20 protein-coding genes are annotated in these 20,352 nt (G+C 70.5%); 7 read left to right on the top strand and 13 right to left on the bottom strand.

Annotated elements, in window-relative coordinates:
* Complete coding sequence (pcaH, locus tag AC1DYN_RS08245) at positions 1-693, bottom strand: protocatechuate 3,4-dioxygenase subunit beta (RefSeq protein WP_477958635.1); 693 nt, start codon at positions 691-693, stop codon at positions 1-3.
* A gap of 162 nt (positions 694-855) precedes the next feature.
* On the opposite strand from pcaH, the gene AC1DYN_RS08240 reads away from it, so the two are divergent.
* Positions 856-1,692 carry an IclR family transcriptional regulator domain-containing protein gene (locus AC1DYN_RS08240; protein WP_477958634.1) on the top strand — a complete coding sequence of 279 codons (837 nt, stop codon included), beginning with the start codon at positions 856-858 and terminating at the stop codon, positions 1,690-1,692.
* A gap of 8 nt (positions 1,693-1,700) precedes the next feature.
* Complete coding sequence (gene pobA, locus AC1DYN_RS08235) at positions 1,701-2,879, top strand: 4-hydroxybenzoate 3-monooxygenase (protein WP_477958633.1); 1,179 nt, start codon at positions 1,701-1,703, stop codon at positions 2,877-2,879.
* Positions 2,880-2,885: 6 nt separating this feature from the next.
* On the opposite strand, the gene AC1DYN_RS08230 is transcribed toward pobA, so the two are convergent.
* From AC1DYN_RS08230 to AC1DYN_RS08205, 6 genes are all read right to left on the bottom strand, one after another.
* Positions 2,886-3,776 (bottom strand): AraC family transcriptional regulator, encoded by an 891-nt coding sequence (locus AC1DYN_RS08230; protein ID WP_477958632.1) that lies wholly within the window; start codon positions 3,774-3,776, stop codon positions 2,886-2,888.
* 107 nt (positions 3,777-3,883) lie between these two features.
* Positions 3,884-4,594: an ABC transporter ATP-binding protein gene (locus AC1DYN_RS08225; protein WP_477958631.1), complete on the bottom strand. Its 711-nt coding sequence runs from the start codon at positions 4,592-4,594 to the stop codon at positions 3,884-3,886.
* A complete protein-coding gene (locus AC1DYN_RS08220) occupies positions 4,587-5,405 on the bottom strand; it encodes an ABC transporter ATP-binding protein (RefSeq protein WP_477958630.1) in 819 nt (272 codons plus the stop codon). The genes AC1DYN_RS08225 and AC1DYN_RS08220 overlap by 8 nt, the downstream gene beginning before the upstream one ends.
* Positions 5,402-6,361, bottom strand: coding sequence for a branched-chain amino acid ABC transporter permease (locus AC1DYN_RS08215; protein ID WP_477958629.1), 960 nt, complete (start codon positions 6,359-6,361; stop codon positions 5,402-5,404). Before AC1DYN_RS08215 ends, AC1DYN_RS08220 begins: the two co-directional genes overlap by 4 nt.
* A complete protein-coding gene (locus tag AC1DYN_RS08210; protein WP_477958628.1) occupies positions 6,358-7,218 on the bottom strand; it encodes a branched-chain amino acid ABC transporter permease in 861 nt (286 codons plus the stop codon). The genes AC1DYN_RS08215 and AC1DYN_RS08210 overlap by 4 nt, the downstream gene beginning before the upstream one ends.
* Entirely contained in the window at positions 7,218-8,402 is a 1,185-nt protein-coding gene (locus AC1DYN_RS08205) for an ABC transporter substrate-binding protein (protein WP_477958627.1), read from the bottom strand. The genes AC1DYN_RS08210 and AC1DYN_RS08205 overlap by 1 nt, the downstream gene beginning before the upstream one ends.
* Positions 8,403-8,562: 160 nt before the next feature.
* Between AC1DYN_RS08205 and AC1DYN_RS08200 the strand changes: the two genes are divergently transcribed.
* The gene (locus tag AC1DYN_RS08200) at positions 8,563-9,669 is read left to right on the top strand and encodes a 5-methyltetrahydropteroyltriglutamate--homocysteine S-methyltransferase (RefSeq protein WP_477958626.1); all 1,107 of its coding nucleotides are present in this window, start codon (positions 8,563-8,565) and stop codon (positions 9,667-9,669) included.
* A 66-nt stretch (positions 9,670-9,735) separates the two neighbouring features.
* Positions 9,736-11,667, top strand: coding sequence for an alpha/beta hydrolase family protein (locus AC1DYN_RS08195; protein WP_477958625.1), 1,932 nt, complete (start codon positions 9,736-9,738; stop codon positions 11,665-11,667).
* 16 nt (positions 11,668-11,683) lie between these two features.
* Here the strand turns inward: AC1DYN_RS08195 and AC1DYN_RS08190 are convergent, their stop codons facing one another.
* On the bottom strand, positions 11,684-12,346 hold the full coding sequence (locus AC1DYN_RS08190; RefSeq protein ID WP_477958624.1) for a class I SAM-dependent methyltransferase: 663 nt from the start codon (positions 12,344-12,346) through the stop codon (positions 11,684-11,686).
* A gap of 10 nt (positions 12,347-12,356) precedes the next feature.
* Positions 12,357-13,094 carry a siderophore-interacting protein gene (locus tag AC1DYN_RS08185; RefSeq protein WP_477958623.1) on the bottom strand — a complete coding sequence of 246 codons (738 nt, stop codon included), beginning with the start codon at positions 13,092-13,094 and terminating at the stop codon, positions 12,357-12,359.
* Positions 13,095-13,132: 38 nt separating this feature from the next.
* Here AC1DYN_RS08185 and AC1DYN_RS08180 point away from each other — a divergent pair, with 38 nt between their 5' ends.
* From AC1DYN_RS08180 to AC1DYN_RS08170, 3 genes are all read left to right on the top strand, one after another.
* Positions 13,133-13,606, top strand: coding sequence for a MarR family winged helix-turn-helix transcriptional regulator (locus AC1DYN_RS08180; RefSeq protein ID WP_477958622.1), 474 nt, complete (start codon positions 13,133-13,135; stop codon positions 13,604-13,606).
* Positions 13,607-13,723: 117 nt separating this feature from the next.
* Positions 13,724-14,707 carry a DUF2157 domain-containing protein gene (locus tag AC1DYN_RS08175; RefSeq protein WP_477958621.1) on the top strand — a complete coding sequence of 328 codons (984 nt, stop codon included), beginning with the start codon at positions 13,724-13,726 and terminating at the stop codon, positions 14,705-14,707.
* Positions 14,704-16,308, top strand: a complete 1,605-nt coding sequence (locus AC1DYN_RS08170; RefSeq protein WP_477958620.1) for a GDYXXLXY domain-containing protein — start codon at positions 14,704-14,706, stop codon at positions 16,306-16,308. Before AC1DYN_RS08175 ends, AC1DYN_RS08170 begins: the two co-directional genes overlap by 4 nt.
* Here AC1DYN_RS08170 and AC1DYN_RS08165 read toward each other — a convergent pair.
* Genes AC1DYN_RS08165 through AC1DYN_RS08150 form a run of 4 tightly spaced genes read right to left on the bottom strand, consistent with a single transcriptional unit; the run spans position 16,305 to position 20,350 of the window.
* Positions 16,305-16,754 (bottom strand): MarR family winged helix-turn-helix transcriptional regulator, encoded by a 450-nt coding sequence (locus AC1DYN_RS08165; RefSeq protein WP_477958619.1) that lies wholly within the window; start codon positions 16,752-16,754, stop codon positions 16,305-16,307. The two genes, AC1DYN_RS08170 and AC1DYN_RS08165, sit on opposite strands and share 4 nt — an antisense overlap.
* Positions 16,754-17,545, bottom strand: coding sequence for an ABC transporter ATP-binding protein (locus tag AC1DYN_RS08160; RefSeq protein ID WP_477958618.1), 792 nt, complete (start codon positions 17,543-17,545; stop codon positions 16,754-16,756). Before AC1DYN_RS08160 ends, AC1DYN_RS08165 begins: the two co-directional genes overlap by 1 nt.
* 2 nt (positions 17,546-17,547) lie before the next feature.
* Complete coding sequence (locus AC1DYN_RS08155; protein ID WP_477958617.1) at positions 17,548-19,323, bottom strand: branched-chain amino acid ABC transporter ATP-binding protein/permease; 1,776 nt, start codon at positions 19,321-19,323, stop codon at positions 17,548-17,550.
* Entirely contained in the window at positions 19,313-20,350 is a 1,038-nt protein-coding gene (locus AC1DYN_RS08150) for a branched-chain amino acid ABC transporter permease (RefSeq protein ID WP_477958616.1), read from the bottom strand. The genes AC1DYN_RS08155 and AC1DYN_RS08150 overlap by 11 nt, the downstream gene beginning before the upstream one ends.
* Positions 20,351-20,352: the final 2 nt, after the last annotated feature.

Here is a 20,352-nt window from a genome sequence, read left to right as displayed (position 1 = left end):
TCACAGGCCCATCGGCGTCGCGTCGCGGCCGCGCAGCACGATGTTGAATTCATACCCCAGCGCCGTTCCGCCGTCGGTGTACGCCATGTTCAGGTGCGCGGCCAGGCGCTCGCGCGCCGCCGGGTCGGGAATGCTCTGGTAGATGGGGTCGTGGCGGAACAGCGGATCGTTCGCGAAATACATCTGCGTCACCAGCCGCTGCGCAAGCACGTTGCCGAACAGCGAGAAATGGATGTGCGCCGGCCGCCATGCCTTGTCGTGGTTGCCCCAAGGGTACGGGCCCGGCTTGATCGTCACGAAGCGGTAGCGGCCGTCGTCGTCGGTGAACATCTTCCCGAGGCCATGGAAGTTCGGGTCGAGCGGCGCATCGTGCTGGTCCTTCTGGTGCCAGTAGCGCCCGGCCGAGTTGCACTGCCACACCTCCAGCAGCGAACGCCGCACCGGCCGGCCGTCCTCGTCCACCACGCGGCCGGTGACGAGGATCTTCTCGCCCAGCGGCGCCCCCTGCCCCTGGCGCGTCAGGTCCAGGTCCTTCGCGCCGACCAGCGATGGCGCGAAGGCCACGCCCTGGTTCGCCGGCACCGGTGCCCGCACGCGCACCGGCGGCTGCAGCGGCCCGCGGCTGCGGGTGGAGAGATACGGGGAATGGATCCCGCTCGGCCAGACACCCGGCTCCACGTCATCGAACTGCATTCAGGTCTCCTCTTGTGCGCTAATCGCCCGCACGTTTGAATTTCGAACTCTGCGGACGGAAGGTAGGCTACATTGATCCGGCCCGCAAGCCTGCGACGGTCGATCCGGTCGATGCAGCGCGCAAGTTGGGCGATTGGCGCACATCGGAGTCGGCAGTTGATGATGAACGATCGCGAACCCAACACGCCCGACGACACCGGGCCGGAGATCGATCTGCCGGTGCCGGGCGGAGACGGCAAGGCCCCGCCGCAAAAGCGCGACCTGATCGCCGGCCTCGAGAAAGGCCTGGCCGTCATCGAGGCCTTCGACCAGGACCGCCCGCGCCTGACCATCAGCGAGGTCGCCGCGCGCTGCAGCCTGACGCGCGCCGCCGCCCGCCGCTATCTGATCACGCTCGAACACCTGGGCTACGTCACCAGCGACCGCAAGATGTACGCGCTGACGCCCAAGGTGCTGCGCATGGGCCAGAGCTACATGCATTCGGCGCGGCTGCCGCGCATCGTGCAGCCCGAGCTGCACAAGCTGGCCTACGCGCTGAAGGAAGCTTCGTCGGCCGGCGTGCTGGATGGCAACGACGTGATCTGCATCGCCGCCACCAGCGCCGGGCGTGTGGTGTCGTCGACGCTGCAGCCCGGCACGCGCGTGCCGGCGTACTGCACCGCCAACGGCCGCGTGCTGCTGAGTGCGCTGCCGCAGGCCGAGGTCGATGCGTGGATCGCACGCCAGAAGCTGGAACCGCTGACCCCCAACACCGTGACGCTGCCCGAGCGCCTGCGCATCGAGATCGCGCGCGCCCGCTCGCAGGGCTATGCCATCGTCGACCAGGAGCTGGAACTCGGCCTGCGCACCATCTCGGTCCCGCTGAAGAACTACCGCGGCGAGGTGCTCGCGGCGATGAACGTCAGCGTGCACGCGGCCCGCGTGACGATGGACCAGCTGGTCGAGGGCTCGCTGCCGGCGCTGCTGCATGCGCAGGCCAGCCTGCGCACGGTGCTGTGAGGACGCCCATGAGGACGCAAGTGGCGATCATCGGCGGCGGGCCCTCCGGCCTCCTGCTCGGCCAGCGGCTGCACCAGGCCGGCATCGACGCGGTGATCCTCGAGCAGCGCAGCGCCTCGTACGTGCTGGGCCGCATCCGCGCCGGCGTGCTGGAACAGGGCACGGTCGACCTGATGGACCAGCTCGGCGTCGGCCAGCGCATGCATGCACAGGGGCTGGTGCACGGCGGCTTCGCCCTCGGATTCCGCAACACGCGCCAGCGCATCGACCTGCACCGCCTGACCGGCGGGCGCCAGGTGATGGTCTATGGCCAGACCGAGCTGACGCGCGACCTGATGGAAGCGCGCAGCGCCTGCGGTGCCACCACCGTCTACGAGGCCGAGGAGGTGCAACTGCACGGCTTCGACGGCAACGCGCCGCGCGTCACCTGGCGCCAGCACGGCATCGCGCACGAACTGCAATGCGACTTCATCGCCGGCTGCGACGGCTTCCACGGCGTGAGCCGCGCCAGCGTGCCGGCGCCGGCACTGAAGGTGTTCGAGCGCAGCTACCCGTTCGGCTGGCTGGGCGTGCTGTCGGAGACGCCGCCGGTCTCGCACGAGCTGATCTATTCGAACCACGAGCGCGGCTTCGCGCTGTGCAGCATGCGCTCGCTGACGCGCAGCCGCTACTACATCCAGTGCCCGCTGGACGACACGCCGGCGCAATGGAGCGACCAGGCCTTCTGGGACGAACTGCGGCGCCGGCTCGACCCCGAAGCGGCCGAGCGCATGGTGACCGGCCCGTCCATCGAGAAGAGCATCGCGCCGCTGCGCAGCTTCGTCGCCGAGCCGATGCGCTTCGGGCGGCTGTTCTTGGCCGGCGATGCGGCGCACATCGTGCCGCCCACCGGCGCGAAGGGCCTGAACCTGGCCGCCTCCGACGTGCAGTACCTGTCGCAGGGGCTGATCGAGCACTACCAGGGGCACGGCGATACCGGCATCGACCGCTATTCGGAGCGCTGCCTGCGCCGCGTCTGGAACGCGGTGCGCTTCTCGTGGTGGTTCACGTCGCTGATGCACCGCTTCCCGGACGGCGGCGAGTTCGGCCAGAAGGTGCAGGAGGCCGAGATCGGCTACCTGCTGCACTCCGAGGCGGCCGCCACCGCACTGGCCGAGAACTACGTCGGGCTCGCGCTCGAGGCGTGAGCGCGCTCAGCGGATCGGCACGTGGATGTCGGTGATCAATTGCTCGGGCGGCAGCTCGCGGGGGTCGTTGACGTAGTCCTCGAAGGGCGCCGCATCGCGCAGCTCGACGGCGGCCGACGGCACCCAGTCGCGGTAGATCGCGCGCCAGGTCTGCCACAGCGTGTTGTACGGCCCGGTGTGGCGGAACACGGCCCAGCGGCCGGCGGGGATGAGCTGGCAGTCGATGTCGTCGACGCTCGCCAGGTCGGGCGGCGGGCCGGTGAAGGCGACGGCCGCGATGAAGCGCGCGTCCGGGTCGTCGAAGCCCTTGATCTCGTCCGGGCAGATGGCGAGGCAAGCGGTCTGGCGCTCGTCCAACCCCAGCGCGTGCAGGGCGGGGAACAGGCGGCCGAAGGCGCGCTGCGCCGCGGCGCTCATGTCGTTGTCGATCGCGCCGCGCTCGGTGGCGCAGAGCACTTGGCGTTCGGGCAGGTCGCGCAGGGTCGGTGCAAGCATGGTCTTTCTCCTGGGAGGGCGGGGGGAGGGTGCCGTCACCTGTGCCGACAGGCGCGGGTCCAGCAGCGCCTCGCGGGCGCCGCTCGGCGACACGCCGTGCGCGCGGCGCAGGGCGCGCGCGAGCGTGGTGCCGCCGTCGAAGCCGCAGTCGAGCGCGATCTGGCCGATCGGCGCGCTGCCGCTTCGCAAGGCCTCGATCGCGGCTGCGAGCCGCATGCGCAGCACGTAGTGCGCCGGCGTCATGCCGGTCATCGCCGAGAACACGCGGTGGAAGTGGAAGCGCGACATCGCGGCAATGTCGGCCAGCACGCTGCTGTCCAGGTCGGACGCCAGGTTCGCATGGACGTGGGCGACCACGCGGTTGACGCGGCGGCGGTAGGACTGTTCGGACTGGTTGCGCATGACGGGTCAGGTGACGAGCGGCCTGACTGTAGGCGCAGGCTTCTCTGCGAGCGCAACGCGGATTGCTCAGTTGGACGATTCCCGGATTGGCCTCCGGGGATCGTCCCTCAATGCCTCGAAACGGCCAGCCAGCGCTCCAGCTGACCCGGATCCGCCAGCAGTGCCGCGCTGTCGCCGCGGTGCACCACCGCCCCCCGGTCCAGCACCACCGCCTGCTGCGTGATCGGCAGGATCATGCGCGGGTTCTGCTCGACGATGATGGCCGACAGCCCCTCGTCGCGCACCACGCGCGCGATCGAGCGCAGCAGCTCTTCGACGATGATCGGCGCCAGCCCCTCCAGCGGCTCGTCCAGCAGCAGCAGCTTCGGGTTCAGCATCAGCGCGCGCGCCACCGCCAGCATCTGCTGCTCGCCGCCGGACAGCTGGCTGCCCAGGTTGCCGCGCCGCTCGGCCAGGCGCGGGAACATCTCGTACGCACGCGCCACGTTCCACGGGCCGGGCCGGGCGACGGCGCTCAGGTTCTCCTCGACCGTCAGCGACTTGAAGATGTTGCGCTCCTGCGGCACCCAGCCGATGCCGGCCGCGGCGCGCCGGTACGGTGCCGTCGCGCTGATGTCCTGCCCGGCCAGCACGATGCGCCCGGCATGCCGGCGCGTCACGCCGACCAGCGTGTTCATCAGCGTCGTCTTGCCGGTGCCGTTGCGCCCCAGCAGCGCGAGCGACTGGCCGGCCGCCAGTTCCAGGTCGACGCCCTGCACCACCACGGCCTCGCCGTAGCCGGATGTCAATCCCTCCACGCGCAGCAGCAGCTCAGGCATGGCCGGCCTCGCCCTGCCCCAGGTACACCGCCTTCACGCGCGGGTCGTTCGAGATCGCCTGCACGTCGCCATCGGCGAACAGCGCGCCGTTGACCAGCACCGACACGCGGCGCGCGAAGTTGAAGACCAGGTCCATGTCGTGCTCGATCAGCAGGATGGAAACATCGGCCGGCAAGGCGTTGATGGTGTCGAAGATCTCCTGGCGCTCGCCCTCGGGCACGCCGGCCACCGGCTCGTCGAGCAGCAGCACGCGCGGCTTGCAGGCCAGGGCGGTGGCGATCTCCAGCAGCCGGCGCTTGCCGTAGGCGAGCAGAGCGACCTTGCGGTCCATCACGTCGTCGAGCCGGAACTGCTTCAGCAAGGCCTCGCAGGCGTCGGCCACGCCGGCATCGCGGCCCAGCGGCTGCCACCAGCGCGCGCTCGCACCGCGTTGCGCCGACACCGTCAGCGCCAGCGATTGCAGCGGCGTCAGCTCGCCCCACAGCTGGTTGATCTGGAAGGTGCGCACCAGGCCGCGGCGCACGCGCTGGTGCGGCGCGAGGCGGGTGATGTCCTGCCCGTCGAGCGAGATCGTGCCGGCACTCGGCGCCAGCACGCCGGTCAGCAGGTTGATCAGCGTGGTCTTGCCGGCGCCGTTCGGGCCGATCAGCGCATGGCGCGCGCCGGTCTCGATCGCCAGCGACACGTCGTGGGTGGCGGCCAGGCCGCCGAAGCGCTTCACCAGGCCGCGGGTCTCGAGCACGACGCTCACTGGCGTACCTTCGTGCAGCGCACTGCGGTATTCGCCCTGGGGGCGGCCCGGCGGGCTCATGCGCGCCTCCGATGCCAGGTCCACGGCCTGACCAGGCGGTCGCGCCCGACCAGCATCAGGACCACCAGGAACAGGCCGAGCCAGAAGGTCCAGTACTGCGGCGTCCAGGCCGAGACCAGGTCGTGCAGCAGCTTGAACGCGATCGCGCCGAAGATGCCGCCATACAGGTAGCCGGTACCGCCGATCACCAGCACCAGCAGCACGTCGGCGCTGCGGTGGAAGTCCAGCACGTCGAGCGACGCGAAGCCGCTGGTCTGCGCCAGCAGTGCGCCCGCCGCCCCGGCCAGCGCCGCCGCCAAGGTATAGACCGCGGCCAGCCGCGCATGCACCGACAGCCCGATGCTGGTGGCACGCAGCCGGTTGTCGCGCAGCGCCTTCAGCGAGACGCCGAACGGCGAATGCACGACGCGGCGCGCCAGCAGCAGCGCGAGCACCAGCACCGCCAGGCTGTAGGCATAGGCGGTGCGACCGTACAGGTCGAACTCGAAGCGGCCGAGCAGCGGGCCCATCACGACGCCCTGCAGGCCGTCGGTGCCGCCCGTCAGGCCATCCAGCTTGTTGGCGAGTTCGTACAGCACCGACGCGACGCCCAGCGTCACCATCAGCCGCGTCAGGTCGGAGCCGCGCAGGATCAGCACGCTGCTGACGGCGCCGAGCAGCGCCGCCGCCGCGATCGCGACGACGAGCCCGACCAGCGGATCCGGCATCACGTGCTTGGCGAACAGCGCCGCGGTGTAGGCCCCGAAGCCGAAGAAGGCCGCATGGCCGAGCGACACCACGCCGGCGTAGCCCAGCACCAGGTCGAGCGACATCGCGAACAGCGCGAGGATCGCGATCTCGTTGAGCAGCAGCGCATGCTCGCCGGCGAACAGGCAGGACGCGAGCGCCAGGCCGCCCAGCACGAACTCCCACCAGCGCCAGGCCGACGCGGCGGCCAGGGATTCGCGGACGGTCATCGTGCGGCGCTCCGCCCGAACAGCCCCTGCGGGCGCAGCGTCAGGATGATGATCATCAAGGTGTAGACGATGAAGGCGCCGAGCTTGGGCACGTAGTACTTGCCCATCACGTCGGCGATGCCCAGGAGCAAGGCGGCCAGCAGCGGGCCGGTGATCGTCGTCGTGCCGCCGACCGACACGACGATCAGGAAATAGATCATGAACTTGAGCGGGAAGCCCGGGTCCAGGCCCAGCACCTCGGCGCCGAGCGCACCGCCCAGGCCGGCCAGGCCCGAGCCGACCGCGAAGGTCAGCAGGAACACCTGGCTGGTGTTGATGCCCAGGCCCTGCGCAACGCGCGGGTCATCGACTGCGGCGCGCAGCCGGCTGCCGAAGCGGGTGCGCGTCAGCACCGCCTGCAGCGCGATCGTCAGCAGCGCGCACAGCACGATGATGAAGAGCCGGTACTTGCCGATGCCCACCGCCGCGAAATCGAACCGGCCCTGCAGGTACGGCGGCACCTGGATCATCTGCTGCTGCGATCCGATGAACCAGTCCACCGCCGTGCTCGCCATGAACACCAGCCCGATCGAGAACAGCACCTGGTCGAGGTGCGGCCTGGCGTACATCGGCCGGTACAGCGTGCGCTCGAGCAGCGCGCCGGCCAGCGCGGTGAGGACGAACGCGGCCGGCAGCGTCCACAGGAAGGGCACGCCCAGCCGGTTCATCAGCAGCACGGTGACGTAGCCGCCGGCCATCGCGAACGCGCCGTGCGCCAGGTTGACGAAGTTCATCAGGCCCAGCGTCACCGCCAGCCCCACGGCCAGCACGAACAGCAGCATGCCGTAGGCGATGCCGTCGAACAGCAGCGTGAGCATTACTTGGTCTTGCCCGGGTCCTTCACGGCCTTCTGCACGTCGAACTCCTGGTTGAAGAGCTGGCCGTTCACGCGCTCGACCTTGCGGATGTAGACGTCCTGCACGATGTCGCGCGTCTGCGCGTCGATCATCACCGGGCCGCGCGGGCTCTCGAACACCTGGCCCTTCATGGCGGCCAGCAGCGCATCGCCGCCGCCCGCGCCCTTGGTGGCTTCGAGCGCCTTCAGGATCACGCGCATGCCGTCGTAGCCGGCCACGCCCATGAAGTTGGGGCGGAACTTGTTGGCCGCCTGGAAGGCGTCGACGAACTTCTTGTTCGCCGCCGACGGGTGCGAGGCCGAGTAGTGGTGCGAGCTGACCACGCCCAGCGCCACGTCGCCCATGTCGTTGAGCTGATCGTCGTCGGTGACGTCGCCGGTGCAGATCAGCCGGATGCCGGCCTTGTCGAGCCCGCGCTCGGCGAACTGCTTCATGAAGGCCGCGCCCTGCCCCGACGGCAGGAACACGAACACCGCATCCGGGGCGGCATCGCGCACCTTCTGCAGGAAGGGCGCGAAATCGGGGTTGCGCAACGGCGAGCGGATCTCGCCGACGATCTCGCCGCCGTTCAGCCGGAAGCGGTCCTTGAAGGTCTTCTCGGCATCGATGCCGGGTGCGTAGTCGGCCACCATCGTGACGGCCTTCTTGATCTTGTTCTTGCCGGCCCATTCGGCGATGCCCAGCGTCACCTGCGGCAGCGTGAAGCTGGTGCGCACGATGTACGGCGACTGCTCGGTGACGATGGACGTGGCCGCGGCCGTCACCACCATCGGCGTCTTGCTCTGCGTGGCGATCGGCGCGGTGGCCAAGGCGAGGGGCGTGAGCCCGAATCCGGCCAGCACGTCGACCTTGTCGTTGACCACCAGCTCCTGCGCGATGCGCCGCGTCGAATCGGCGACGCCGGCATCGTCCTTGATGATCAGCTCGATCTTGCGGCCCGCCACCGTCGCCCCGTTCTGCGCCAGGTACAGCCGGGCAGCCGCCTCGATCTGCCGCCCGGTGGACGCCGACTGGCCGGTCATCGGGAGGATGAAGCCGATCTTGAACGGCTTGGCCTGGGCCAGCGCGCTGCGGTGGAAGGCCAGGGGCAGGCTCGAGGCCAGCCCCGCCGCGGCGAGCTGCCGCAGGACGGTGCGCTTGTGCATGCGTTTGTCTCCGGGATTTGAAGGCGGTGGGATGATGCAGCGAATCCGAGGCCGGATGCTAGCATCAAGGTTCGTATACAGCACTCATGTTCTATATAAGAACATTCGAGCAGAATTCCGGCCACCGCGCATCGCGGTGAACCCTCATCAGGAGACAGGCATGAGCGAGCGTCATGGGGCCCCTTTCCGGGCGGATCACGTGGGGAGCTTCCTGCGGCCGAAATACCTGCTGGAGGCGCGCGAGCGCTTTCGCACGAAGCAGATCGGCGCGGCCGAACTGCGTGCGGTGGAAGACCGCGCGATCACCGAGATCGTCAAGTTCCAGGAGGACGTGGGGCTGCAGAGCATCACCGACGGCGAGTTCCGCCGCACCTACTTCCACATCGATTTCCTGGAGCAGCTGGGCGGCGTGAAGACCGACATCCCGGTGACGGTGAAGAAGCCCGACGGCACCGAAGAGCTCGCGCCGCCGGTGATGCGGGTGATCGACAAGGTGCGGCATGTGAAGGACATCCAGCGCGCCGACTTCGCGTACCTGAAGTCGCAGACGCGGCGCACGCCGAAGGTGACGATCCCGTCGCCGACGATGCTGCACTTCCGCGGCGGGCGGGCCGGCATCAGCCGCGAGCACTACCCGGACCTGGAACCGTTCTACCAGGACGTCGCCGATGCCTATGGCGACGAGCTGCGTTCGCTGGCCGCGGCCGGCGCCACCTACGTGCAGATGGACGACACCAACCTCGCCTACCTGTGCGACGACAAGATGCGCGAGGCAGCGCGCCAGCGCGGCGACGACCCGGACGAGCTGCCGCACCGCTATGCGGGTTTCATCAACCGCGTGGTGGCGCAGAAGCCGGCCGGCATGACGCTGGCGGTGCACCTGTGCCGCGGCAACTTCAAGAGCACCTGGGCGGCGCAGGGCGGCTACGAGCCGGTGGCCGAGGCGCTGCTGTCGGAGATGCACGTCGACGCCTACTTCCTGGAGTACGACGATGCGCGCAGCGGCGACTTCCGGCCGCTGCGCTTCCTGCCCAAGGGCAAGACGGTGGTGCTGGGGCTGGTGACGACCAAGCTGGGCGAGCTGGAGTCGAAGGACGACCTGAAGCGGCGCATCGACGAAGCCGCGAAGTACGTGCCGCTGGAGCAGCTGTGCCTGTCGCCGCAATGCGGCTTCAGCAGCACGGTGCACGGCAACGACATCGCGGTGGAGGCGCAGCGGGCGAAGCTGCGGCTGGTGGTGGAGACGGCGCAGGAGGTGTGGGGCTGAGGCCAGGTTTCGTGTCGCACAATGCGGCCCCGGGAGGGCGCTGCACGGATGCAGCCAACACATGCCATGAGGCTTTTCAACGCGGCCTGCGCGCTGCTGCTGTCTTTGCTTGCAAGCGCGGCCTCGGCCGCCGACAAGGCGGGGTCCACCGATCCGCTGATTCTCAAGCTGACCAACCCGCGCGGCTTCTATGACCTGAAGCTCTCGCCGGACGGCAAGCACATCGTCGCGCTGGGGTACACGGGCGACAACAACGCCGTGTTCGTGATCGACACCGGCACGCTCGCGGCCCGCAAGATCGACGAGTCGAGCGCGAAGGTCAGCCCCTGGCACATCATCCTGTCCACCGCCTGGATCAACAACGAGTTGCTGGCCATCGACTACAGCCACGAAGAGACGCTGGCCGTCGACCTGGAGGGTAAGCGCGTCTCGGCGCTCGGCGACTGGTTCATGGGGCGGGTCCCGGATGTCGGCGACTTGCGCAACGTGGTGCTGATGCGAAAAGGCCGCATCGCCTACAGCTACGCCCGCGTCGATGCGGTGACGGGCAAGTCGATCCCGGACGATCACGGGGTGAACGGCTACCGCTTGCAGAACCTCTTCGACGAACAAGGGGTGCTGCGTTTCGTCGCCACGCTGGACCGCACGATCTGGTCGGACAACACCCGGGTCATCTACTGGTACCGCGGCGATGGCAACTCCGCATTCCGCCGGATCGCCRAATTCGGGATCACCGAGCAACGCTGGTGGCCGATCGCCTTCGGCAGCAAGCCGGACACGCTGCTGGTGTTCTCCCGCGAGGGACGTGACACCACGGCGCTGTTCAGCCATGACGTGGCCACCGGCCGCCATCTCGAGATGCTGGCGGGCGCCGACACGCAGGATCTCGCCTCGGTCACCGGAAAAGACGCGGACGAGGGCAACCAGGAGCTGCTTCGCATCACGACCTCGGGGCTGAAGCCCACCCAGGTCTGGCTGGACGCACGCATGGCGGGCTTGCAGAAGGCCATCGATGCTGCGCTGCCGGGCCACATCAATCACATCGTCAGCGGCAGGTCGAACGGCAAGCTGCTGATCCTGTCGTTTGCGGACATCGACCCGGGCCGCTGGATGCTGCTCGACACGCAGGACATGACGCTGCGCGAGGTCGCGAAGTTCCGCACGGAAGCCGACCCGGCGACGATGCGGCCGATGCAGGCCCTGCGCTACCCGTCGTCCGACGGCCTGAGCATTCCCGCCTATTTCACGCGACCGGCCGACGGCAACCCGGCCGCGCTGCCGCCGCTGGTCGTGCTGATCCACGGCGGCCCGGTCACGCGCGACCTCTGGGGATGGGATGAAGAAGTGCAGGTGCTCGCCCAACGCGGCTACGCCGTCTTCCAGCCCCAGTTCCGCGGCTCGAGCGGTTTCGGCCGCAAGTTCGAGGAGGCCGGCTACCAGCAATGGGGCCGCAGCATGCAGGACGACATCAGCGCCGGGGTGCGCTACCTGATCGACCAGAAACTCGTCGATCCGAAGCGCATCTGCATCTACGGCGCGTCCTACGGCGGCTATGCCGCACTGTGGGGCCTGGTCAAGACGCCCGATCTCTTCCGCTGCGGTGTCAGCGTCGCCGGCGTGACCGACATCAGCTTGTTCGTCAAGGATGCCGACTTCCGCAAGAACAAGGACGTGATGACGTTGACCCGCAAGCGCATCGGCGACCCGTCGGTGCAGCGGCAGGCCCTCGATGCGGTCTCGCCGCTGAAGCACGCCGACCTCGTTCGCGCGCCGGTCCTGCTGGTCCACGGCGAACGCGACGGCCGCGTGCCGATCGAGCATGGCGAGAAGATGCGCGACGCCCTGAAGGATGCCGGCAAGCCGGTCGAATGGATGGCCGTCAAGGACGCGGGCCATGGCTTCGAGCTGGAAGACCGCCGCCGCGTCTACGAGACGCTGCTCGCCTTCCTGGACAAGCACATCGGGCCCGCGGCGACGACTGCGGCGTCCGCCCCCTGAGCGGCCCCGGGGCCCGTCAGCGCTTGCGCGCGAGCGTCACCCCATCCCCGACCGGCAGCAGCGACAGGTCGACCCGCTCGTCGCGGTGCAGCTTGTCGTTGAGCTGCTGCAGCGCCTCGGTGTCGCCGCCCGCGGGCGCCGGCCGCGCCACCGCACCGCCCCACAGCGTGTTGTCGATCGCGATCAGCCCGCCGCTGCGCAGCAGCCGCAGGCAGCGCTCGTAGTAGGCGTCATAGCCGCGCTTGTCGGCATCGATGAAGGCAAAGTCGTACTGCCCCGCCTCGCCGGCCGCGAGGCAGGCGTCGAGCGTCTCCAGCGCCGGCGCGAGCCGCAGGTCGATCTTGTGCGCGACACCCGCCTGCTGCCAGAACGGCTTGCCGATGCGGGTGTACTCGTCGCTGATGTCGCAGGCCAGCAGGCGGCCGTCGTAGGGCAGCGCCAGCGCCACCGTCAGTGCGCTGTAGCCGGTGAAGACGCCGATCTCGATCGTGCGCCTGGCGCCCAGCAGCTTCACCAGCAAGGCCATCAGCTGGCCCTGCTCGGGCGAGATCTGCATCGTCGCATACGGGTGCTTGCGCGTCGCGGTGCGCAGCGCGGCCTGGGCAGGATGCTCGCGCATCGAATGCGCGAGCACGTAGTCCATCAGGTGTTCGTCGAGCGGCAACAGTCGGGATGACATCGCAGTCCTTTCAGGAATCGAGGTTCTCGTGGTGGGCGATCGCGCCGCGCTTCCAGTACGCCGCCGCGCGGATCGCATGCCGGTCATGGCCCTTCTCGTCGACCAGCACGCGGCGCAGCGTCGCCATCGTCGACGCCTCGCCGGCGCACCAGGCATAGCCCTCGCCCGGCGGCAGCTGCAGCGCACGTGCCGCGGCGATCAGCGCGTCGTCGTCGGCCACGTGCAGCAGCTGCACGTCGGCGCGGCTGGCCAGCGGGCGCCGGTCGGCCGGCGCCAGCTGCAGCAGCACGATCGCGCGTGCGGTGGCCGGCAGTTCTTCCAGCCGGCGCTCGATCGCCGGCAAGGCGCTCGCATCGCCGACCAGCAGGTGCCAGTCGTAGTCGAGCGGGATGATGAACGAGCCGCGCGGGCCGGCCACCGTCAGCGCGTCACCGGGCTGCACGCGCGCCGCCCAGTCGGTGGCCGGGCCCTCGTCGTGCAGCGCGAAATCCAGCGTCAGCTCGCCGGCCGCGGCATCGTGGCGGCGCGGCGTGTAGTCGCGGCGCACCGGCTCGGCCGCGCCGGTGTCGATCATCAGCTTCACGTGGTCGTCGAAGGACGCGCTGACGAAGCCGGCCAGCGCCTCGCCCTGCAGCACGACGCGCCGGAACCCGGGGCTCGGCGTCTCGACGCGCGCGACGCGCAGCTCGCGCCGCCGGATCTCGTGCTGGACGCGCTGCACGCGCCGCGTGGATGCTTCTGTCGTCATGGAGCCTGCTTCCGAAATGGTTGACAATATCCCCCATCATGGGCAAACAAGATGACAATGTCAACCATCAGGGCAAAGCCCGCGTGGAAGACGACGCGCTGGAGCTGATCCACACGGTGATGCACCAGTACCGCGCGCAGCAGTACCAGGTGCTGCGCGACGGGCCGCACGACATCACGCACATGGAGAGCAAGGTGCTCGGCTACTTCGGCCGGCACCCGGGCGCGACGCAGAGCGAGCTGGCGCAGCACAGCGGGCGCGACAAGGCGCAGCTGGCACGGCTGATCAAGGGCCTGCGCGAGCGCGGGCTGCTGGACGGCGCCGCCGACGCGGCCGACCGCCGCAGCGTGACGCTGACGCTGACGCCCGACGGCCAGGCCGTGCTGCGCACGCTGCAGAAGCAGGCGCGCAAGCTGAACGAGCGGGCGGTGTCCGGCTTCGGCCATGAGGAGCAGCGCCAGCTGGTGGGGTTGCTGCAGCGGGTGAAGGCGAACCTGGAAGAGAACGACTAGCCGGCGATACCGGTATCGCCATGCGCCCCGGCCGGTGCCACCCGGCGGCACCGCGGGTTCATCGCCAGAGAGAGGCACCGGTGCATCGCTACCATCGCGCCAGCTTCAGGAGGAGCGATGGACCTGCGCCTTGCACTGTACGAACTGGCCCTCGGCCAGCAATTGGATGCCCGCGCCACCCGGCGCCTGGAAGACCTGGCCGGGCTGCACGACGAGCCCGCAGCGCTCGCCCGCTGGCTGCCGATCGGCATCGCCGTGCTGGCCGCGGCGCTCGGCGGCCTGGGCCTGATCTTCTGGGTCGCCGCCAACTGGGAGTCGCTCGGCCGAGTCGGCCGCTTCGCGTTGCTGCAAGGCGGCGTGGTGGCGATGTGCGCCGGCGCGCTGTGGCGGCCCACGCTGCGCGTGCCGCTGTCGCTGCTGGCGCTGCTGTGCATCGGTGGCTTGTTCGCGTACTTCGGCCAGACCTACCAGACCGGTGCCGACCCCTGGCAGCTGTTCGCGCTGTGGGCGGTGCTGGCCATCCCGCTGTGCCTCGGCACCCGCAGCGACGTGCTGTGGGCGCCGTTCGCGCTGATCGCGATGAGCGGCATCTCGCTGTGGATCGTCGCGCACACCGGCCACCGCTGGCGCCTGGAGCCGGACGACCTGGCCGCCCACCTGATCGGCTGGCTGGCCGCGTTGCTGCTGGTGGCGGCGCTGCACCCGGCGTGGCGGCGCATCACCGGCTCGGGCGACTGGGCCGAGCGCACCGCGGTGACGCTGGCGATGGTGCTGATCTGCTTCAGCGGCTCGATGGCCATCTTCGGCGACCGCAGCGGCATGCACTACGCCGCCGCGCTGGTCGTGCTCGGCCTCGCCGCGGCGCTGCTGGCGCGGCGCGCCACCTTCGACCTGTACGGGCTCAGCGCGGTGGCGCTGGGGCTGAACGTGCTGCTGATCGCGGGCCTCACGCACCTGCTGTTCGACCGCGCGCGGCACAACGACTTCATCGGCGAGATGCTGTTGCTGGGTCTCGCGGCCGCCGGCCTGCTCGCCGCCACCGTCTCGGGCGTGCTGCACCTGTCGCGCCACCATGCGCGCGCCGAAGGAGCAAGCGCATGAGCACCGATCGCCAACAACTCGCCGCCGTCGCGCGGCGGGCCGCCCAGGAGGGCCTGATCCCGCCCGAGACGCCGCTGCCGCAACCCGAGGCACGCCCCTGGCCGGTGGTGCTGCTGACCGGCCTGGGCGCCTGGCTGGCCGCGATCCCGTTGATCATCGTCGTCGGCATGCTGCTCGGTGACCTGCTCCAGCGCGGCCCCGGGCCCTACGTCGCCGGGCTGCTGGTGCTGGCCGCAGCGGTGACGGTGCTGCATTCGCGCAGCGTGCCGCCCTTCGTCGAGCAGCTCGCGGTGCCGGGCCTGCTGGTCGGCGGCGGAGCGCTCGCCTTCGGGTTGTTCCGCGACCTGCCGGACGGCGCCGCGTTCGCGTCGCTCGGCGCGGTGTCGCTGGCGGTCGCGGTGCTGGTGCGGGCCGGCTGGCTGCGCGTGCTGCTGGGCGCACTGGCGGCGGTGGCGCTGGTCCTCGCGCTGTCCATCGAACCGTGGCACGGCTCGCGCGCCGCGCGGCTGGCCACCTTCTGGCTCGCCTGGCATGGCTGTGTCGCGGCCTGGCTCGCGATGCACCTGCTCGGGCCGCGGCTGCGCCCGGAAACCGCCGCGGTCGTCGAACCGGTCGCTGCCGGCTGGCTGCTCGCCACGCTGTGCGGCCTGGCCTGGTGGTCGGGCATGACCTTCCTGGTCGGTGCCAGCTTCCAGGGCGACGTGGCCGACCTGGCGCACGAACTCGGTGGCCGCGGCGACTGGACCGGCCGCCTGCAACAGGCCGCCTCGCTGGCGCTCGCCGCCATCGGCGCGGCCTGCGCAGCGCGGCGCTGGCCGGGCTTGCGCGCGCCGTGGCTGGTCGGCGTCGCCGCGGTGCTGGTGCTGCTGGCCGCGCTGATGCCCACGCTGGGCGCGGTGTGGCTGCTGCTCGCGCTGTGCGCCACCAGTGCGCGCCTGCGCCTGGCGAGCGCGGCGGCGGTGGCCGCGGCCTGGATCATCGGCGCGTTCTACTACCAGCTCGCCTGGCCGCTGGCCCACAAGGCGGCGCTGATGGTCGGGGCGGCGGTGCTGCTGGCCTTGCTCGCACGCTGGGGCGGGCGCTGGCCTGCCGCGGCACCCACCTCCGGGCCCACGGATCGCAGGCGCTTCGGCATCGCCCTCAGCGCCGTCGCGGTGCTGGCGGTGGCCAACCTCGGCATCTGGCAGAAGGAATCGCTGATCGCGCGGGGCGAGCCGGTGTTCGTCGAACTCGCGCCGGTGGACCCGCGCTCGCTGATGCAAGGCGACTTCATGCGGCTGAACTTCCGCGTGCCGGGCGAGCTGCAGTCCGCCTTCGACGGGCTGGTCAGCACGCAGCGCCCGCGCGCGGTCGGCCAGCGCGATGCGCGCGGCGTGCTGGCGCTCAAGCGCATCGACGACGGCTCGCCGCTCGCGCCCGGCGAGATGCGCATCGAGCTGACGCCGAAGGACGGGCGCTGGGTGCTGGTGACCGATGCGTGGTTCTTCCGCGAAGGCGAAGCGGCGCGCTGGAGCGCCGCGCGGTTCGGCGAGTTCCGCGTCGACGCCGACGGGCGGGCGCTGCTGGTCGGGCTGCGCGGCGCGCTGCTGGAACAGCTCTAGGCCGACCCCACCGCGACGCGCATCAGCAGACGGATCAGCGTCGCCCGCTCGCGCGCCGACAACACCTGCAGCGCATCGTCCTCCATCGTCGCGGCGATCTTTTCCGCGCGCGCGGCCAGCAGCCGCCCGGCCGGCGTGAACTGGATCAGCTGCGCGCGCCGGTCGTCGCTGCTGCGCACGCGCTGCACCCAGCCGCGCTCGACCATGCGGTCCAGCGTCACCGCCATGTTGGGCGGCGACACGTCCAGCGCCTGGCCCAGCTGCTTCTGGTTCACCTGCTCGTTGGCCGCCACCAGCATCAGCACCGAGAACTCGACCGCCTTCAGCTGCAGCGGTCCCAGGTGGCGCTTGAACGAGCGCTTCAGCTGCACCGACGCCCGCGTGGCCGCGTAGCCGACCAGGTGGGTCAGCCGCGACGCATCGAGCGGCGTGTCGCCCCGAGCCATCAGCCCTCCTTCCGGCGTGCGGCACCCAGGTAGGTGTCGATCACGCGCGGGTCCTGCGCGAGTTCGCGGGCCGGTCCCTGCAGCACGATCTCGCCCATCTCCAGCACATAGGCATGGTCGGCCACCTCCAGCGCGGCACGCGCGTTCTGCTCGACCAGCAGGATGGTCACGCCGGTCGTGCGCAGCGCGGCGATGGTGCGGAAGATCTCGCGCACCACCAGCGGCGCCAAGCCCAGGCTGGGCTCGTCCAGCATCAGCAGCGAGGGCTCGCCCATCAGCGCGCGGCCCACGGCCAGCATCTGGCGCTCGCCGCCCGACAGCGTGCCGGCCAGCTGGCGGCGCCGCTCCTGCAGGCGCGGGAACAGCGCGAACACGCGCTCGATCGCATCGCGCGCCTGCACCGGGCCGCGCCCTGTCCCGCGCAAGCGCCAGGCCCCGAGCAGCAGGTTGTCCTCGACCGGCATGCTGCCGAACAGCGCACGGGTCTCGGGCACCAGCGCGATGCCGGCATCGACTCGGGCCTCCAGCGGCTCGCGCTGCAGCGCCTGGCCGCGCCAGCGGATCTCGCCGCGCGCGGGCAGCACGCCCATCAGTGCATTCAGCAGCGTCGACTTGCCCGCCCCGTTCGGCCCGATCACGGTGACGACACTGCCGGCCGCGGCCTGCAGCCCGATGCCGTGCAGCACCTCGGCGCGGCCATAGCCGGCGTGCAGGTCGCGCACGTCGAGGGCTTCGACAGGCTCGGCCCGGCCCTTCGACAAGCTCAGGGCGAGCGGGGGTTCCGTCCACATGCTCAATGCTCCGTCCCGAGGTAGGACGCCCGCACCGCCTCGCTCGCCTGCACCTCGGCCGGCGTGCCCTGCATCAGCTGCGTGCCGAACTCCATCACGACGATGCGGTCGCTGATGTCCATCACCAGGTCCATGTCGTGCTCGACCAGCAGGATCGACAAGCCCTCGGCGCGCAACTGCCGCAGCACCCCGGCCAGCGCCCGCTTCTCCTGGTGGCGCAAGCCCGCCGCCGGCTCGTCGAGCAGCAGCAGCGACGGGTCGGCGCACAAGGCCCGCGCAATCTCCATCAGCCGCTGCGGCCCGAGTGCCAGGTTGCCGGCCAGCTCGTCCTGCTGCGCCGCCAGCCCGACGCGCTGCAGCTGCCGCTCGGCTTCGCGCAGCAGCCGGCGCTCTTCGCCGCGCTCCAGCCGCAGCATCGCCGCCAGAACGCCGCGCCGGCCGCGCCGGTGCGCCCCGAGCGCAACGTTCTCCAGCACCGTCATGCCCGGGATCATCTTCACGTGCTGGAAGGTGCGCGACACCCCGCGCCGCGCAATGCCGCGCGACGGCAGCCCGTCGATGCGCTCGCCGCGCAAGCGCACCTCGCCGCGCGTCAGCGGCAGCACGCCGCTCACCAGGTTGAAGGTGGTCGACTTGCCGGCGCCGTTGGGCCCGATCAGCCCGACGATCTCGCCGGCACGCACCTGGAAGCTGACGTCGTTGACGGCCACCAGCCCGCCGAACGCCTTGCGCACCGCCTGCACATCCAGCACCACCTCGCCGTGCGGCGGGCGCGGCGCCTCGTCCAGCGGCGGTGCATCGGCCCAGTCGCGGCGCCGCACACGGCGCGGCAGCCGCGCCTCGATCGCGGCCCACAGCCCGTCGCGCGCATGCTGCAGCACCAGCACCAGCAGGATGCCGAACACGATCACCTCGTAGCTGCCGCTGCCGCCCAGCAGCCGCGGCAGCAGCACCTGCAGCTGGTCCTCCATCAGCTTGACGACGGCCGCACCGGCCAGCGCGCCCCACACATGGCCGACGCCGCCGATCACCGCCATGAACAGGTACTCGATGCCCATCTTCAGCCCGAAGGGCGACGGGTTGACGCTGCGCTGGAAGTGCGCAAACAGCCAGCCCGACAGCCCGGCCAGCAGTGCCGCGAGCACGAAGGCGGTGACCTTGGCGCGGAAGGTGTCGATGCCCATCGCCTCGGGCATCGTGCTGCCGCCGCGCAGCGCGCGAAGGGCCCGGCCGCTGYGCGAATCGAGCAGCCGCACCGCGGCCAGCGCCGCCAGCAGCACCAGCGCCCACAGCAGGTAGAAGAAGCTGCGGCCGGTGTTCAGCGGCAGGCCGAAGAAGACGATGGGCGGGATGCCCAGCAGGCCGTCGTACTTGCCCAGCATCTCCAGGTTGCCGAACAGGTAGTACAGGCCCAGGCACCACGCGATGGTGGCCAGCGGCAGGTAGTGGCCCGACATGCGCAGCGTGATCCAGCCCAGCAGCAGCGCCGCGAGCGCGGTGATCGCGAGCGCGGCAAACACCGTCAACCACGGCGACACGCCCCAGTTCAGCGTCAGCCAGGCCGAGCCGTAGGCCCCGAGGCCGACGAAGGCGGCCTGGCCGAACGACGTGAGCCCGGTGACGCCGGTCAGCAGCACCAGCCCGATCACGACCAGCGCGTACAGCCCGATGTAGTTGAGCTGCGTGATCCAGAACTCCGGCACGGGCAGCACCGGCAACAGCGCCAGCAACCCTGCCAGCAGGGTGAGCGGCGCCCACCGCTTCAGCTCACTCGTCATCGGATTCGCCATGCAGGAAGSTGCGCCACAGCAACACCGGCAGGATCATCGTGAAGACGATCACCTCCTTGTAGGCGCTGGCCCAGAACGAGCCGAAGGATTCGAGCCAGCCGACGAACAACGCGCCGGCCGCCGCGCCCGGGTAGCTCGCCAGGCCGCCGAAGATCGCCGCGACGAAGCCCTTCAGGCCGATCAGGAAGCCGGTGTCGTAGAACATCGTCGTGGTCGGCCCGATCAGCAGGCCCGACAGCGCGCCGATGAAGGCCGCGAGGCCCATGCTCCAGCGGCCGGCGCCATCGGTCGAGATGCCCATCAGCCGCGCGCCCAGCCGGTTCACCGCGGTCGCGCGCAGCGCCTTGCCGCGCAGCGTGCGGCCGAAGAACAGCCACAGCCCGACGATCAGCGCGGCCGACACCATGAAGATGATCAGCGTCTGGCCCGACAGCACCAGCGGGCCGAGGCTGAAGCGCTCGTCCCAGAAACTCGGGTTGCGGAAACCCTCGGCGCCGAAGAACAGCAACCCGAGGCCGGTCAGCGCGAAGTGCACGCCGACCGAGACGATCAGCAGCACCAGCACCGACGCATCGGCCAGCGGCTGGTAGGCGAGCCTGTACACCAGCGGGCCGAGCGGCGTGACGATCGCCAGCGTCAGCAGGCTTTGCAGCGGCAGCGGCAGCTGGCGCGGCGCGGCCCAACAGGCCAGCAGCGTCACCGCGGCCGGCCAGGCGAGCGTGGCCGCCAGGTTGCGCAGCAGGCGCGCGGGACGATGGCCCTCGCGCAGCGCATGCACCGCGTCGAGCGCCGCCGCGGCGAGCGCCATCAGCGCGAGCAGCCACACGGTGCCGGGCAGCTTGCCCATCTGCAGCATCGCGAGCGTCAGCGCGCCGTAGGCGACGAACTCGCCCTGCGGGATGAAGATCACCCGCGTGACCGCGAACACCAGCACCAGCGCGAGCGCCAGCAGCGCGTACACCGCGCCGCTGGTCGTGCCGTCGAGCAGCAGGATGCCCGCGATCGACAGGTCCATGG

Source organism: Rhizobacter sp. P2_D12, from assembly GCF_056404395.1.
This window is presented reverse-complemented; position numbering and strand designations above follow the sequence as displayed.